Below are 16,400 nucleotides of genomic sequence, written 5' to 3' on the forward strand. Positions count from 1 at the left end.
CATTTTAACTGAAGATGCGGGGTAATAAAAAAAATTCAACTAAAATTGTCGGAATTATTATAAAAGTTCATCTTAACACTTCATTTAATGGCATTATTAGTTATAAATATTTAAAAGTTGAACTTTCACTTTATGCTAGATTTACCTTTTAACCATACTGTTTGCCTGATCCTGATTACAGTGGCTGTTTCACTGATTGCATTTTCAAATCAGAAGGTCATGAGCCGGCTTATTTTTTGGCCCCCTGCGATGCAGCGTGGACAATATGACCGCTTTATCACCCATGGTTTTGTTCATGCCGATGGCGCACATCTGATCTTTAATATGATTACGCTATTCTTTTTTGGGAGCGTGATTGAAAGTTTTTACCGACAGTATTTTTTTGATCTTGGCTTTGTATTGTTCTACTTAGGCGGCTTGATTGTTGCCATTGTTCCGAGTTATCTCAAACATAAAAATGACCATCGTTGGGCAAGTCTAGGCGCTTCCGGTGCGGTTTCGGCAGTCTTGTTTGCTTATATTTTATTTGAGCCGTGGAAACTGATTTTTGTATTCTTTATTCCTGTACCGGCAATTATTTTTGCAGTTTTATATGTCGCTTACAGTATCTGGTCAGGCAAACGTGGCAATTCCAACATCAACCATAGTGCACATTTATGGGGTGCGGCTTATGGGGTAATCATGACTATTATTCTTGAGCCTCGTATAGTGCCCCACTTTTTGAATAAGTTGATGCAATTACCTTTCTAAGCTAATTTGTTCAGCTATGAATAGTCCAAGACGCTGAATTTTCAGCGTCTTTTTTCCAATAAAAATAAAATAATTTCCATTTGTTAATGATTATTATTTAACAATATTCGATTCTCTGCTACTCTTTTGCACAAATTTAAGAGAACATGACTTGCGAATGAATACTAGAGTTTTATTTTTAAGCGCCATTTTGGCTTCAGTAGGATTAAATGGTTTGGCGCATAGTGCAAGTTTTAATCTGGCAACCAACAAACAAAACATTGAACTCAAACAAACGCCAAAAAAAATTGCAGTGTATGACCTCTCCATTTTAGATACTTTAAATGCTTTAAATATTCAGGCTCAAATTGTACCTAAAACTACATTTACAGGCAGCTTGACCTCATATAATCAAGCACAATTTGTTAAAGCAGGCAGTCTTTTTGAACCTGATTTGGCTCAATTAAAACAGTTAAAACCCGATTTAATTTTTGTAGGGGGTCGTTCAGCGAAAACGCTTGAAAGCTTGCAACCGATTGCCGCAACGGTCGACCTTTCTCCCAATACCGACCAGTACATGACTGATTTGAAAAATCGCACCTTGAATCTTGCTAAAGCCTTTAAGCGTGAAAATATTGCCAATAAAAAATTAAAAGATTTGGAACAGCTACAACAAAAAGTGCAGCAACAGACTGCAAGTAAATCAGCAATGATGCTCTTTGCTGGTGGAGATCATTATATGCCGCATGCAGCAAATGACCGTTTTGGTTTTATCTATGAGTTAACGGGTTTTAAATCTGTTCTTCCCCTGACTGAAAAAACCGATGCCGCTCGACCTGAAGCTGGATCAATACAGGCTTTAGCTGCCCAAAAGAAAAATGCAGAACTGTTAGAGTCTGCCATTCAACAGAATCCGGATTATTTAATTGTGCTGGATCGTGGCGCCGTAAATACCCAGAAATATGCTACAAAGCAAGGTATTAAAACCCATCCTATTTTAGGGCAGTCTCAAGCCGTGAAACAGAATCGGATTATTTTTGTGAATGCTGATGCCTGGTATATTACAGGTGCAGGTCTGGATAATACTGCATTCATGCTGAAAGAAATCGCTAAAAGCATTTCGAAATAATACTGAAATGATAAAGCTTATACATTAAGGAGCTTCGGCTCCTTTTTACTGGGTCTTTTGAAAAAGATTTACACAATTTGTCATTAAATGCTACCCATCAAATCAATTTGGCATAGATAATGTAGACATCTGTATATTAATGATCAAAAAAAACGAGATTTTTTGCATGTCTACTTCACTAGATGGTCTTCAATTCCCTATCAACCCAAGCAGCAATAAAGCCAGCAGCTCCCAGACAGGCAAAGAAATTATTGCTGAAGCTTTATCTATTGTTGACAACAAGTCATCTATAAATGCACTTGGGGAAAAAAACTGGCGTAAGCATTATCCTCTCTATTTTAAGGCCTTGGTTGAACAAGGTATTCGAACTCTCAATAATCCAATTACCATTGCCAAACAGGGCTTGCACAAGGCCCATCATAGCTTTGACTTTTATAGGAATGGTCAGCGCTATTTACTTAAAGATATTATGAAGGATATCGATACAGCCAATCTGTATACCATCCAGCTAAAAGGTGAAAGTGAGGCTGCCCCTGAATGGTATGTGCCTTATAAAGGGCAAAAATTACAGGGTCAGGCTTTACTGGATCAAATTCAAATCTGGCAAGATGCTGGCATTATAGAACCAAGCCATGCGGATGCTTTACGTGCGGCACATGCCCATCCCGAATGGTTTGATCTTTCTGATCGCACTATGGTCTTATTTGGTGCAGGTTCTGAAGCCGGTCCCCTAACCTGGCTATCCAAATGGAAAGCCAACATTGTAGCTGTCGATTTACCCAATAGTCGCGTTTGGGACAGAATTTTAAAGACCATTCAACAAGGCAATGCAACCCTGTATGCACCTTGTGCGGAAAAATTGGCGGAAGATACTCCAACTGCTACGCTAAAAGAAAAATTGGGGGCCGATTTACTCACTCAAACACCTGAAATTGCCCATTGGCTGATCCAAAGTGAACGTCAGCTAGACCTTGCAGCCATTGCCTATTTAGATGGTGAAAAACACGTCCGGGTATCCATGGCCATGGACAGCATTATGCAGTATGTGAGTGAGCAAAAGGCTGACACCAGTTTAATGTTTATGTGTACCCCAACCGATGTTTATGCCATTCCTAAAGAGGTTGTAGAAGCTTCAAATCTCAAGCTCCTACAGCGCTCAAAATCGCAACGCATTATCAGTGAAAGCATTTCCATGCTTTCTGCCCAGCACTTTTTCAAGAAAAACCTGGATGCATTAATCAGCTCTGATAATGGTCAAAAATATGGTATTGCAGACTGTCTGGTGGTTGAGCAAGGGCCAAACTATGCTTTGGCAAAACGAATTCAGCAATGGCGCGCAACGCTGGCACGTCATTATGGACAACGTGTCAGCATCAATATCGCGCCCTCTACCACTACCCGTTCAGTGACTAAAAATCCGTTATTGAAAGCCGCATTTAATGGGGCAAGTCTGTTTGATGTGGAATCATTTAATCCGGAAACCACAAATGCACTGATGGCTGCATTATGGGTTTATGACTTGCGTCATCCAGAATCGGTAGCCAACCCGGAAATACCTTTGGGTCATCCATTAGAATTGATGATGAAAGGTGCCAATCATGGCGGTTTATGGCGTGTGGCTTATTTGGCCCGTACCGCGCTGCCTTTTGCCGCACTGTATGGCTTTGCCAATGAAAAATTGCCTATCAAGAAGCTATTAAAAGTGTTTAGGAAATAGGATTATTCTCTATTATTTTAGAAAAACTCCCTTTCCTGTTAGGAGATGAGAATTCTCAGAATATATTCTAAGATCGCAAGGGAGAGGCTTAAATCATATTTTATATTTAATTCTCTCCATGTCATACAGAATATATTCCTCCTCCCAAAGGGAGAGAGCAATAAAGATGAGCCATCAAAAAAAGCTGCAATTGCAGCTTTTTTTATTTCAAACCGAGATCTTAAACAAACTGCAAGAATAACCAGAACAGACCACCTGATAAACAAATGGTAGCAGGTAGCGTGAAAATCCATGCTGAAAGAATGGTTCGTACCATCTGGAAGTTTAAGCCGGATTTGTTGGCCACCATGGTACCTGCAACCGCACTGTTTAATACATGTGTTGTCGATACTGGCATACCAAAGCCATCTGCTGCTGCAATAGTAGTCATAGCAACCAGTTCAGCTGACATGCCTTGGCCATAAGTCATATGGTCTTTACCAATACGTTCACCCACAGTCACTACAATACGTTTCCAGCCCACCATGGTTCCCAGACCAAGCGCAAGCGCTACTGCAACTTTTACCCAAGTCGGAATATATTGCAAGAATGAATCGAGGTTTTTACGGTATTCCTTGACTGTCTTGGCTTGACTTTCTGACATTGCAGGAAGCTGCTTAGTTTTATCTAAACGCTTGAAGGCAGTCGTGCTTAAGTACATATCGTTACGGATAGTCGAAACTTGTTTTTCTGGAATATCTTTTAAATCACCATATTTGGCAACGTGATTACCCAAGTGATCGGTCAAACTTGCCAAAGCAGGCACCACTTCAGGTGACATTTCTTTAGTTTGAATATACTTGGTCAACACTTCACGCGCTTGTGTATCCGGAATATCTTGATGATTTGGATAAATAACTGCCGCAGTTTGCACAGATAACTGTTCAAATGATTGGAGATGCTGGGTGTCCAGGTTTTTATTCAATGAGTACGCCAAAGGTACACAACCGATCAAGATCAGCATGATTAAACCCATGCCTTTTTGACCATCGTTTGATCCATGCGCAAAACTTACCCCAGTACAGGTAAAAATCAAAATGGCACGAATTAAAGGCGGTGGTGGTTTGTTGCCTTCAGGGGGTTTAAAAAGTTCAACTTGCTTTTTAAAGATTTTTTTTACCAATAAGAATACTATTGCAGCAAAAGCAAAACCAATTAAAGGCGAAAACAACAAGGCTTTACCGACTTTAATCACTTGGTCCATATCTACGCCACTGGCACCATTACCCATGTGCAGGAGGTAATTCATAATGCCCACCCCTAAAATCGAACCGATTAAAGTATGTGAACTAGACGCAGGAATACCCAAGAACCAGGTACCCAAATTCCACAGAATCGCCGCAATCAGCATGGCAAAAACCATGGCAAAACCAGCACCAGAACCGACATTCATAATCAGTTCGACAGGCAATAAAGCAATGATGCCGTAGGCTACTGCTCCACTTGCCACCATCACTCCAAGGAAATTACAAAAGCCTGCCCACATCACAGCAACAGGGGCAGATAAAGCATTGGTATAGATGACTGTCGCTACCGCATTGGCAGTGTCATGAAAACCATTAACAAATTCAAAGCCTAAAGCAATTAACAACGCAGTCGCTAAAAGAATAACGGAATATAAACTTAATGTCGGGACATGTGACAAATCAGCTGAAAGTTGAAAGCCGATGTACACCAAAGTAGAAATAATAACCGTGAGAAACACCGGCATAAAAAATTTCGGCGTAGCAACATGCACATTCGTCGATCTTGCTGGTGCTGATGGCACCTGGTCTTGGACGGGAGGAATATTAGAATTCATGCAGACGGTTCAAGAGGATAATAAAATCCCCTTATTGTTCAATTTAATTGTGACAATTATATGACAAAAGGATGCCATATAAAGCCAAATTTCAATAATTGGCTTAATTTAACTCATTCAACTTTATCTTGATGAGCCGAACTGTTTTAAATCCATCAATTTGCATTATTTAAAGCTAAAAATAGTTTGTGCCTCAATATTTCAAAATGCATGAATACCTTTAGACAAGATATTTCTAATAATCAAATTACCCAGCTTGTCGTTATCTGTAGCCGATCATAGCCTGCTGATATTTCAATTCGATGAAAAATTCGGCACTAATGGGCTTATTTTAAGCTGTGTCTCACGATGTCGGCTGAATATTCCTCAAAGGCAGTGTAATTCTGCTAAAATGATGCCCATTTTGTATTCCATCGGATTGGGGTTATTTATGTCCACGCTTGCCACCCTGAAAGAGCTTCTCGCCAAACGCATCCTGATTATTGACGGCGCTATGGGTACCATGATTCAACGCCATAAACTAGAAGAAGCGGATTATCGGGGTGAGCGTTTTGCTGACTGGGCATCTGACCTCAAAGGTAACAATGACCTTTTAGTCCTGACTCAACCCCAGATTATTCAAGGCATTCATGAAGCCTACCTAGATGCCGGTGCAGACATCATTGAAACCAACAGCTTTAACGGCACACGTGTTTCTATGTCTGACTATCACATGGAAGATTTGGTGCATGAAATTAACTTTGAAGCAGCGCGTGTTGCCAAAGCAGCTTGTGAAAAATATTCAACGCCAGACAAACCCCGTTTTGTAGCCGGTGTACTTGGTCCTACATCTCGTACCTGTTCGATCTCACCGAATGTAAATGACCCGGCATTTCGTAACATTACATTTGATGAACTCAAAGAAAACTATATTGAAGCAGCTCACGCCCTGATTGAAGGCGGTGCGGATATTCTGTTGATTGAAACAGTGTTTGATACACTAAACTGTAAAGCAGCAATTTTTGCAGTGAAAGAAGTATTCAATCAGTTGGGTTATGAATTGCCGTTGATGATTTCGGGCACCATCACCGATGCTTCAGGCCGTACTTTAACCGGTCAAACTGCAGAAGCATTCTGGAACTCGGTTCGTCATGGCGACTTGTTATCAATCGGCTTTAACTGTGCCTTGGGTGCAGATGCCATGCGTCCGCACGTCAAAACCGTATCTGACATTGCCAACACTTTTGTTTCAGCCCATCCCAATGCAGGCTTGCCGAATGCTTTCGGTGGTTATGATGAGACCCCTGAAGAAACTGCAGCGTTCCTGAAAGAATTTGCAGAAAGTGGCTTAATCAATATTACCGGTGGTTGCTGTGGTACAACTCCCGATCATATCCGTGCCATCTACAATGCTGTAAAAGACATTGCGCCGCGTCAGATTCCTGAGATTAAACCAGCCTGTCGTTTAAGTGGTTTAGAGCCATTTAACATTGATGAAAATTCTTTGTTCGTCAACGTGGGTGAACGTACCAACGTGACCGGTTCAAAAAAATTCGCGCGTTTGATTCGTGAAGAAAACTATACCGAAGCTTTGGAAGTTGCCTTGGATCAAGTACAAGGCGGTGCGCAGATTGTCGACATCAACATGGATGAAGGCATGCTGGATTCACAGGGAGCGATGGTTAAATTCCTGAATCTGATTGCCTCTGAACCGGATATTTCCCGTGTGCCGCTGATGATTGACTCATCGAAATGGGAAATTATTGAAGCCGGCTTGAAATGCGTACAAGGTAAAGCAGTAGTGAACTCCATTTCCCTAAAAGAAGGTTATGAGGAGTTCGTACATAAAGCACGCCTGTGCCGTCAGTATGGTGCAGCAGTTATTGTCATGGCATTTGATGAAGATGGTCAGGCTGACACGGCTGCGCGTAAACGTGAAATCTGTAAACGTTCTTATGATGTGTTGGTAAATGATGTCGGCTTCCCTGCTGAGGACATTATTTTTGACCCGAACGTATTTGCGATTGCAACAGGTATTGAAGAACACAACAACTACGCGGTCGATTTCATTGAAGCAACCGGCTGGATTAAGCAAAATCTTCCACATGCCATGATTTCTGGTGGCGTATCTAACGTATCGTTCTCTTTCCGGGGGAATGAACCGGTTCGTGAGGCCATTCATGCCGTGTTCCTTTATCATGCCATTCAACAAGGCATGACCATGGGGATCGTGAATGCGGGTCAGCTGGCGATTTATGATGACATTCCTGCTGAATTAAAAGCTGCGGTTGAAAATGTGGTACTGAACCAAAACCAAGGCGAAAGCGGTCAGGATGCTACTGAGAAATTACTTGAAATCGCGGAACAATATCGTGGTAAAGGCGGTGCGCAACGCGAAGCTGAAAACCTGGAATGGCGTGAACAGTCTGTTGAAAAGCGTCTTGAATATGCTTTGGTTAAAGGTATTACCGCTTATATTGATATCGACACTGAAGAAGCGCGCTTAAAAGCTGCTCGTCCTTTAGATGTAATTGAAGGTCCGTTGATGTCGGGCATGAACGTTGTGGGTGACTTGTTTGGTGCAGGTAAAATGTTCCTGCCACAAGTGGTGAAATCTGCACGTGTAATGAAACAAGCCGTGGCCTGGTTGAATCCGTACATTGAAGCGGAAAAAACTGAAGGTCAGGCCAAAGGGAAAATCCTGATGGCGACCGTTAAAGGCGACGTGCACGATATTGGTAAAAATATTGTCGGCGTGGTACTGGGCTGTAACGGTTACGACATTGTTGACCTTGGCGTGATGGTGTCTGCGGAAAAAATCCTGCAAACCGCGATTGATGAAAAAGTCGATATTATTGGTTTATCTGGTTTGATTACACCTTCACTGGATGAAATGGTATTTGTCGCCAAAGAAATGCAGCGTAAAGGTTTCCACGTTCCGTTAATGATTGGTGGTGCGACGACGTCTAAAGCACATACAGCAGTGAAGATTGACCCGCAATATTCAAATGATGCAGTGATTTATGTAGCAGATGCTTCACGTGCAGTCGGAGTTGCAACTTCCCTGCTTTCACCTGAAATGAAACCTGAGTTTATTAAAGGTTATCATGAAGAATATGCCAAGGTACGTGAGCGTATTGCCAACAAGCAACCAAAAGCAGCAAAACTGACTTATGCCGCTTCAATTGCCAATGGCGTGAAAATTGACTGGACGAACTATGTGCCGCCTAAGCCAAATGTTCTTGGTCAGCAAGTTCTAAAAAATTATCCGCTTGAAACTCTAGTGCCATATTTTGACTGGACACCCTTCTTTATCTCTTGGAGTTTGGCAGGCAAGTTCCCTGCAATTTTGACAGATGAAGTGGTGGGTGAAGCGGCAACAGATTTGTATGAACAAGCGCAAATCATGTTGAAAGATATTGTAGAGAACAAGCGTTTTGATGCACGTGCGGTGTTTAGTCTTGCTCCTGCAAAACGTACCGGTGCAGATACCGTTTCGATTTATGATGAAAATCAAACTGCAACGCATAAGTTTGAGCATACCCGTCAGCAGTCAGACAAAGTTTCAGGTAAACCGAACTTCTCATTAGCAGATTTCATTGCCCCTGAAGATACCAAGCTAGAAGACTACTTGGGTGGTTTCACGGTATCAATTTTTGGTGCGGAAGAATTGGCACATGAATATAAAGCCAAAGGGGATGATTATTCTGCAATTTTGGCACAGTCTTTAGGTGACCGTTTTGCAGAAGCGTTTGCCGAGCATTTGCATGAGCGTATTCGTAAAGAGTTCTGGGGTTATCAAGCGTCTGAACAGTTGTCGAATGATGAGCTGATTAAAGAGAAGTATGTCGGGATTCGTCCTGCACCGGGTTACCCTGCCTGCCCAGAACATTCTGAAAAAGCGACCTTGTTTAGCTGGTTAGATTCAACCAATGCAATTGGTACCGAATTGACATCAAGCTTTGCAATGTGGCCACCTTCAAGTGTCAGCGGTTTCTATTACAGCAATCCACAATCTGAATACTTTAATGTTGGTAAGATTGCACAGGATCAGTTGGATAGTTATGCAGAGCGTAAAGGCTGGTCAATGGATGAAGCGAAGCGTTGGTTAATGCCAAACCTAGATGATTCGATTGAGATTTAAGATTTTTAAGATGTAAAAAAATCCCCTCTAAGTGAGGGGATTTTTTTTATTTATATTTTTTTTGGTCATATAGACATAATAGCTTTTTAAAATTTAATTCACGGTTTGAATTGAAAGATTGTAAATAGTGCTCTAAATCATCAAGTGTAATTTTATCGTTATATATTAAGCAAAAAATACATTCAATCTTATAGCTTTCAGCCACGATGTCTGTCTTTAAAACATCTTCTATCGTTGCAAAACCTAGAGTTAAATATTTCGTACAGTTAATTGATCTGAGCAGCTCTTCAATTTTTCTATCTTGTTGCTGTTGTAATACAGTCAATTTCGATAAACCATTATAAATCGATGAAAATCCATATATTGGAAACCAATGCGATTTAGAGATTTTCATATCATCAATTAACTTAATTAATGATTCATCTTTCTTATGTAATATATCAAAATAGTCTTCAATTAATTGTGAAGGCTCCTTGTAGGTATATTCAATTTTAGTCTTTGTAACTGGCGAAATAGCTAATATTTTCTCTGAATTTTTGAGATCATCAATGTCTTCAGCGATACTTACTTTAATTGAGCCACCTGATGTGATCTCTTTCACAGTATCTAGCACTCTCTTTACTTGATATGCTGTCACTGGTAGGCTCAGACCTTCGATAGCCTTATATATATCTATGTAATTATCAGTTTTAATTTTATTGATTCTTATTGTATTACCATCTACATCAATATCATGATCAAGTACATCTAAAGAGTCTGATCCTTCGGTATATTCAACCAGCAAAAAATTATTTCTAATTCGATCTGCTTCTCGTGAATTAAGCTGCACATATTTATAAATAGTACTCAAAATTTTCTTAATATTAATATCATTCACACTATAACCAATAAAAATTATAGGGTTATGTACAAATATTGAGATTAACTGTGCGCGTATTAAATCATAACGATCATCAAAGTCATCATAATCTTCTGTTGTAAAAACTAATCCTTCGGGTTCTTCAATAGATCCATGAATTTTATAAACAGAACCATAAGGATTACTTAATAGAATATTATTTCCAACTAATGCATCAAACTGCGTAATATGTTCGATTAACTGATCATAGTTAGTTGTAATAATTGAAGAAATATTTTTAGACAATTGTTTTATAATCTCAATCTCTTCTTCCTTAGCTTCTTTAAGTTTTAAGTCTTTTAAAAGGTAAGAAATATATATCTTAAACTTATCTGATGATATTCCTTCATCTGCCTTTTTGTAGTATTCATCATTAATGTCTTTAAATTTACCATTTCGATTTTCAGTAGTAGATGCTACTTTGTTGAACTCTTTTTGAAGAAGGCTGGCTAACTTCATAAAGTCATATTTATCAGTTTTCCTGTCGTAAACTTGACCTTTTAGATCATGAAAATATTCATTATCACCTTTAATTTCGAAAGCAATGGCTTTTAATAAATTTTCCCAAGAATAGGAATTCTTCAAATAGCGCAAACTAAAGCCAGTACCAAGGAAAAGTACTGGATGATTTTCATATTTATTAATAAAATCAAAAATGTCCATAGTTTTTTACATTAATCAATTCTAAAGTATTTCTGTTTTATACCACTAAAAAAATATAACTACCATAATTTAGTAGCTTCCTATTGATTACCTTTATCGCTCTAAATCGGCTCTTTTCCAATCCCCCTTCCCCAAACCCTCCATTTTTTTACATTTTAACTCTGCAATCTCAGGCACTTTCAATAATAATAGGGCAATAAATTTATCTCCTAAATTCATAACTATTGGTGTTTAAACATACTAAAACAACTATTTCAAATCAATAGAAATCAATAGATAGATAAAGGCGTATTACTCACTAACTCTAGGTAATTTCTCACCTGATTTCTGCCCTGCCGTTTAGCCAAATATAAGGCCCGATCGGCCAAACGAATGGTCTGTTCTTTATTTAAATGGCTTTGAGAGAGTGCTACACCAAAACTTGCACTTATTTTTAAAATCTCTTCTGTTTCTAGCTGAATTTCTTCCTGTTCAATTATTTTACGACAACGTTCTGCAATCTCTATGGCTTGCTGTAAATTTTGCTCTTTTAAAATCAAAATAAATTCTTCACCACCAAAACGCCCCACGATATCCTGCTCCCGTGTAGTAGCACATAAAATTGCAGCAACGCGTTGCAAAACCATATCTCCAACTTCATGGCCATATTGGTCATTAATTTTTTTAAAATGATCCAAATCCAGTAAAATTACCGCATACGCTGTTTTTTTCTTACGTTCTAAAGCGGTGAGCTGTTCACCAACATGACGACGATTAAATACATTGGTCAAGACATCGGTCTGGCTCATTCTTTTAATATTTCTTTCACGTCGACGCCATTGCGAAAGCAAAATTTCAAAAAACAAAATCGAAACCAGCAAGATCGGCAGATAGACTTCCGCCATACTTCCGATCCAGAATTCATTATGATAGAACTCCCCATGAGTAAGTGCATCACTAAACACAGGCGCGTAACGAATCATCCCATTAAAAGTTAAATAACAAACAATAATGGTAAATATAAGAGCAGGAATCGCAATACTATAAATGATGAGTCGTGAATAAAAGACCAAGCCAATCAGAACGATATTAACAAATCCGGCAATGGTAGCAGGGCTGTAAATACCCACGGTATAGCCTGCATAAATCATAGTGCCACCAAAAAATATCGGTGAAAAATGAGAAATAAATTTACGGAATCTTTTATTCCGCTTATATCTGAAACTCAGTACTACCAACAACATGAAAAACAATAAAGTAATAAACACGGTAAGCATACGGATGAAAAAAAAGTCCGTATTAATCCAGACAGCATTTTCTGCTGAGAAATAGCTCACCAGATACCATTTAATTGCACTGACTTGGCAAAATGCACCGAAAACCAGAAGCAATACTCCTTTATCAAAATCAGGCCAGTTAATAATTAAATTATCTGATTCGAGTAGGTGAAATCTAAATCTGCCCCAATAATGAAAAATCAATGTATATATTTTTCTAAACAAGTTCATATACTTAATTACTATATTTATAATTTATAAATTTTTATTACTTTATCTTTATAGCACAAAAATTAAACAATGAAGAATTATATCCGCTGAGTAAACAACACCCCATCTAAATGATCCACTTCATGCTGCACAATTCTTGCAGGGAAACCGGTATAGATCATTTCTATTTTTTGACCTTGCAATGTTAGATAACGCACTTTAATCGTTTCTGCTCGTGCCACTTGCCCACGCTCATCTGGAACACTTAAACAGCCCTCTTCACCTAGAACCAGTAACTCAGATTTTTCTAAAATTTCAGGGTTTACCATCACCACCGCATCCATTTCAGGCGCATCGGGATAACGTAGGTTAGAGCGTGAAGCGACAATAATCACCCGTTTCGAGACATAAACTTGAGGGGCTGCAATACCCACACCATTGCGCTGCATCATGGTGGTATGCATGGCTTCAGCAAGTTGATTTAACCAGTCACTATTCAGCTCCGACTTTGCAACTGTAGCCGCTGTTAAGGTCAAAATGATTTCACCACGCTGTGCAACAGGTAAAATGGTGCTCATAAATTTAATCCTGACTTTGCTATAAAGCTCAACTCTATATTATTTTAAACCACAAATTTTGTATAAATCTTAGCGTCAAAAAGCAGACTTTCATATTCTGTTTTTGGATACTTTTATTTCACCTTTTCTGCAAACCAGGGCGAGCTGTATATAAGCAAAAAATTAAGCCCATTTTAATTTTAGCTGGTTATAATCAGGCTAAATCTTTTATAAATATAAAATAATGACCACAACCCAACTTCTTCTCGGCGTCCTGTTTAGTTCTATTGGCTTAGGCTATTTTCTGTATGGAAAAAAGCAAAAAGTCACTGTGCCCTTGGTATGTGGCTTAGTCCTGATGATCTTCCCTTATTTTGTGGAAAATACTACGATGCTCACCCTGATCGGCATCATCCTCTCAATTTTGCCTTACTTCGTAAAACTATAATATCTAGACAGATCATGAAGGACTATTCATAAATTTAAGTTGTCATACCTAAAAGAAAGATTGATTTTTTATATCAATAGCAATTGATTAAAATCAAAACTTTATCATCATTTGTAGCGCCAATGACCCATATAACCAGCACGGAAGCAGCTGCACGTCTAAGCAGTGAAGATAAACGCACCCTTGGACTTTCCTCACTCGGTGGCGCACTTGAATTCTACGACTTCGTCATTTATGTCTTTTACGCCAAAATTATCTCAGAGCTGTTTTTCCCGAGTGGCTTAAGTCCTTTTTGGGCTATGCTGAATACTTACGGTATTTTTGCCGCAGGTTACTTCTTCCGCCCTCTTGGTGGCGTCGTCATGGCTCATTTTGGTGATTTGATTGGACGTAAACGCTTATTCAGCCTGTCCATTTTACTGATGGCACTCCCGACCTTAATGATTGGTGTAATGCCGACCTTTGAAAGTATCGGATATGCCGCGCCCTTATTATTATTGCTGATGCGCGTAGTACAAGGCATTGCCATTGGTGGAGAAATTCCTGCGGCCTGGACTTTCGTATCCGAGCATGTCCCCGCAAGAAAAATTGGTTTTGCTAACGGCCTACTCACCGCAGGCTTATCTTTAGGGATTTTACTCGGCGCCTTGATGTCCTTGTTTATTTCTATCAAGTTTTCAGAAACACAAATTCATGACTGGGCATGGCGTGTTCCCTTTATTGCAGGTGGTATTTTTGGTTTAGTCGCACTTTATTTGCGTAGCTATTTAAAAGAAACGCCCGTATTTAAAGCCATGCAGGCGCGTAAAGAACTTTCCAAAGAAATGCCGGTAAAACAGGTTTTAGCAGAACATAAAACCGCGGTGGTGATTGGAATGTTGTTTACCTGGTTCCTAACTGCTTGCGTAGTGGTACTGATTTTAGCCATGCATAACTTATTGGTCGGTGCTTTTGGTTTTGAACGCGCCGATGCCTTTAAAATGCAAAGTGCCGCAATTGTCATGCAAATGTTGGGTTGTATTCTGGCAGGACTTTTAGCTGACCGTTTTGGCGCAGGCAAAGTGATTTTATTCGGCTCACTTGCTGTCGCGATCATTGCGGGTGTTTTCTATAACAGCCTCGGACATGTCGCTCCATCCACCGTGTTTATGCTTTACATGTTGCTTGGATTATTTTCAGGAACTGTGGGCATGGTGTCTTACAGTATGGTGAAAATGTTCCCGGCTCAAATCCGCTTCTCGGGTATTTCATTTTCCTATAATGTGGCCTATGCCATAGCTGGCGGTATTACTTTGCCATTGGTGCAATGGTTAAGCCTGTATAGCAACATTGGCGCAATGTATTACATTTGGGTGGTATGTGTGGTCTCGTTCTTTACCGCGATGCTGTATAGAGCTAAATTTGAAAAAATGGACGTCGTAGCCTCTGCAGTTTCTACACCGCACAATCCAGTGCAAGATTAATCATTAATAAAAGACCAATAAAAGAAAAGCCCTTGATTAAAATAGTGCTGATCAGTTAGGGAGTTTTTAAAATAAACTCCTTAACTTTTGGTTTATTCACTGCAGATTATTATTTTAAGTCAAAAATTTGAAGTTTTTGCTTGTTTTGCGGAATAGTGTTTTTCCTTAACAATAATGATTAGCCCAAATATATATTTTGCGTGCGTAAGAATAGTATTTTTTCATCGCAAAACCCGTCTACTGCTTAAATTAAGAAAAATTGCAAAAACTGTATTTTTTAAATTTAGTTTTGCCTTGTACTGTAAACAAAGCATGGCTTTGTTCTTGCTCAAGTTATGAATGACATTTTCATGTATCAAATAACATATTGAATTCAAAATAAAAAATGCCAGTCAATTTCTTAAAAAACTGGCATTAATTTATTAAAAAGCTTTTTTATCATTAAGCAGAGAGGTTTTTCTTTAATTCATCTTCAACAATCTGAATCTCCAAATCACTGAACTTACGAATTTCACCTTCCGCATGTTTTTCTAGCATACCGGCAATCAAAGGAACTTTGACTTTTACCTGCCAGTTTAATGTGAGGTGAATTTGCTGGTCGTCCCCAGTTACTGAACGTTCACAATTTGCTTCTAAAGGTAGATTTGCACCCAATTCTATGGTCGATGTTAAAGCTTCCAAATTAGTGATATCGGTACGCTTCAAACGGAAAGCATCTTTGAGCAGTTTTTTTGCGATCTCCGGAATATTCACATCTAAATTATATGCACGGCGCAAAGTATAGGTACCGCCCTGAATCCTAGATTCAATAATTTCTAATTTTTCACCTGGAATACGTCTGCACACGGCTTCGTGCAAAGCTGTATCTGCTGCAAGTCTTTTAAAGTCGTCAATTGAAACGCCCTGAATTGTGGAGTTCACAGTAAAACGATGTGCCATCTTTCTATCCTTATTTTTTATTGGTTATTTTGAATACTTATAAACCATTCAATCATCACTAAGCTAGTGCCTTTGGTCGCTGTTTATTTAATTGAATTTTAGTGACACTGTCATTGACCGCCCATAACAAACTATTAATCATATATGCCACAGCGTATTTCAATTTGCTCAGAACAGGAAATACTGAGGAAATGGTTTCTATATTCAATGATTGCATAGAATTGCTCGGCACCATCATCCAGGCCTGTAGCTGCCCAGGTGCTGCCTTTGGGAAAATGATTCAACCATTCAGCCTTATAAAAATCAGAGACTGAATCGAAGTTAATATAGTCAGCAGGCGCAGCTAGAATCCGAGATGCCATTTCATCAAATTGCGTCAATTGATGTTGCATAAAATCAATCAGCATAGCTGTCAATCCAAGTGCGCC

At 39.2% G+C, this 16,400-nt stretch carries 12 protein-coding genes; 6 read left to right on the forward strand and 6 right to left on the reverse strand.

The window, feature by feature from the left end; all coding sequences use genetic code 11:
• Window positions 1–132: 132 nt before the first annotated feature.
• From E0H89_RS06175 to E0H89_RS06185, 3 genes are all read left to right on the forward strand, one after another.
• A complete protein-coding gene (locus E0H89_RS06175) occupies window positions 133–750 on the forward strand; it encodes a rhomboid family intramembrane serine protease (protein WP_131215532.1) in 618 nt (205 codons plus the stop codon).
• A 157-nt stretch (window positions 751–907) separates the two neighbouring features.
• Window positions 908–1,858 (forward strand): ABC transporter substrate-binding protein, encoded by a 951-nt coding sequence (locus E0H89_RS06180; protein ID WP_131215534.1) that lies wholly within the window; start codon window positions 908–910, stop codon window positions 1,856–1,858.
• 166 nt (window positions 1,859–2,024) lie between these two features.
• Window positions 2,025–3,575 (forward strand): hypothetical protein, encoded by a 1,551-nt coding sequence (locus E0H89_RS06185; protein ID WP_131215536.1) that lies wholly within the window; start codon window positions 2,025–2,027, stop codon window positions 3,573–3,575.
• Window positions 3,576–3,795: 220 nt separating this feature from the next.
• Here E0H89_RS06185 and E0H89_RS06190 read toward each other — a convergent pair whose 3' ends face one another.
• Entirely contained in the window at window positions 3,796–5,415 is a 1,620-nt protein-coding gene (locus E0H89_RS06190) for an inorganic phosphate transporter (protein ID WP_131215538.1), read from the reverse strand.
• A 430-nt stretch (window positions 5,416–5,845) separates the two neighbouring features.
• On the opposite strand from E0H89_RS06190, the gene metH reads away from it, so the two are divergent.
• Window positions 5,846–9,538 carry a methionine synthase gene (gene metH / locus E0H89_RS06195; protein WP_131215539.1) on the forward strand — a complete coding sequence of 1,231 codons (3,693 nt, stop codon included), beginning with the start codon at window positions 5,846–5,848 and terminating at the stop codon, window positions 9,536–9,538.
• Window positions 9,539–9,584: 46 nt separating this feature from the next.
• Here the strand turns inward: metH and E0H89_RS06200 are convergent, their stop codons facing one another.
• From E0H89_RS06200 to def, 3 genes are all read right to left on the reverse strand, one after another.
• On the reverse strand, window positions 9,585–11,099 hold the full coding sequence (locus E0H89_RS06200; RefSeq protein ID WP_131215541.1) for an SIR2 family protein: 1,515 nt from the start codon (window positions 11,097–11,099) through the stop codon (window positions 9,585–9,587).
• A gap of 269 nt (window positions 11,100–11,368) precedes the next feature.
• Window positions 11,369–12,229 (reverse strand): GGDEF domain-containing protein, encoded by an 861-nt coding sequence (locus tag E0H89_RS06205; RefSeq protein WP_165494026.1) that lies wholly within the window; start codon window positions 12,227–12,229, stop codon window positions 11,369–11,371.
• A 434-nt stretch (window positions 12,230–12,663) separates the two neighbouring features.
• A complete protein-coding gene (gene def / locus E0H89_RS06210) occupies window positions 12,664–13,143 on the reverse strand; it encodes a peptide deformylase (protein WP_131215544.1) in 480 nt (159 codons plus the stop codon).
• A 223-nt stretch (window positions 13,144–13,366) separates the two neighbouring features.
• Between def and E0H89_RS06215 the strand changes: the two genes are divergently transcribed.
• Both E0H89_RS06215 and E0H89_RS06220 read left to right on the forward strand, forming a co-directional pair.
• The gene (locus E0H89_RS06215) at window positions 13,367–13,570 is read left to right on the forward strand and encodes an amino acid transport protein (RefSeq protein ID WP_131215546.1); all 204 of its coding nucleotides are present in this window, start codon (window positions 13,367–13,369) and stop codon (window positions 13,568–13,570) included.
• 122 nt (window positions 13,571–13,692) lie between these two features.
• Complete coding sequence (locus E0H89_RS06220; protein WP_131215548.1) at window positions 13,693–15,033, forward strand: MFS transporter; 1,341 nt, start codon at window positions 13,693–13,695, stop codon at window positions 15,031–15,033.
• Window positions 15,034–15,474: 441 nt separating this feature from the next.
• Here the strand turns inward: E0H89_RS06220 and E0H89_RS06225 are convergent, their stop codons facing one another.
• Window positions 15,475–15,972, reverse strand: a complete 498-nt coding sequence (locus E0H89_RS06225; RefSeq protein WP_131215549.1) for a DUF2505 family protein — start codon at window positions 15,970–15,972, stop codon at window positions 15,475–15,477.
• A 134-nt stretch (window positions 15,973–16,106) separates the two neighbouring features.
• Window positions 16,107–16,379: a hypothetical protein gene (locus tag E0H89_RS06230; RefSeq protein ID WP_131215551.1), complete on the reverse strand. Its 273-nt coding sequence runs from the start codon at window positions 16,377–16,379 to the stop codon at window positions 16,107–16,109.
• Between the last annotated feature and the right edge of the window lie 21 nt (window positions 16,380–16,400).

Source organism: Acinetobacter sp. ANC 3781, assembly GCF_004331285.1.
GTDB lineage: Bacteria > Pseudomonadota > Gammaproteobacteria > Pseudomonadales > Moraxellaceae > Acinetobacter.

What these genes read in the sequence shown, in the direction of transcription:
- E0H89_RS06205 (WP_165494026.1), bottom strand. Translation starts at nt 12,229, where the DNA reads ATGATTTATGCAGGCTATACCGTGGGTATTTACAGCCCTGCTACCATT.
- E0H89_RS06215 (WP_131215546.1), top strand. Translation starts at nt 13,367, where the DNA reads ATGACCACAACCCAACTTCTTCTCGGCGTCCTGTTTAGTTCTATTGGC.
- E0H89_RS06225 (WP_131215549.1), bottom strand. Translation starts at nt 15,972, where the DNA reads ATGGCACATCGTTTTACTGTGAACTCCACAATTCAGGGCGTTTCAATT.
- E0H89_RS06175 (WP_131215532.1), top strand. Translation starts at nt 133, where the DNA reads ATGCTAGATTTACCTTTTAACCATACTGTTTGCCTGATCCTGATTACA.
- E0H89_RS06220 (WP_131215548.1), top strand. Translation starts at nt 13,693, where the DNA reads ATGACCCATATAACCAGCACGGAAGCAGCTGCACGTCTAAGCAGTGAA.
- E0H89_RS06180 (WP_131215534.1), top strand. Translation starts at nt 908, where the DNA reads ATGAATACTAGAGTTTTATTTTTAAGCGCCATTTTGGCTTCAGTAGGA.
- E0H89_RS06200 (WP_131215541.1), bottom strand. Translation starts at nt 11,099, where the DNA reads ATGGACATTTTTGATTTTATTAATAAATATGAAAATCATCCAGTACTT.
- def (WP_131215544.1), bottom strand. Translation starts at nt 13,143, where the DNA reads ATGAGCACCATTTTACCTGTTGCACAGCGTGGTGAAATCATTTTGACC.
- metH (WP_131215539.1), top strand. Translation starts at nt 5,846, where the DNA reads ATGTCCACGCTTGCCACCCTGAAAGAGCTTCTCGCCAAACGCATCCTG.
- E0H89_RS06190 (WP_131215538.1), bottom strand. Translation starts at nt 5,415, where the DNA reads ATGAATTCTAATATTCCTCCCGTCCAAGACCAGGTGCCATCAGCACCA.
- E0H89_RS06185 (WP_131215536.1), top strand. Translation starts at nt 2,025, where the DNA reads ATGTCTACTTCACTAGATGGTCTTCAATTCCCTATCAACCCAAGCAGC.
- E0H89_RS06230 (WP_131215551.1), bottom strand. Translation starts at nt 16,379, where the DNA reads ATGCTGATTGATTTTATGCAACATCAATTGACGCAATTTGATGAAATG.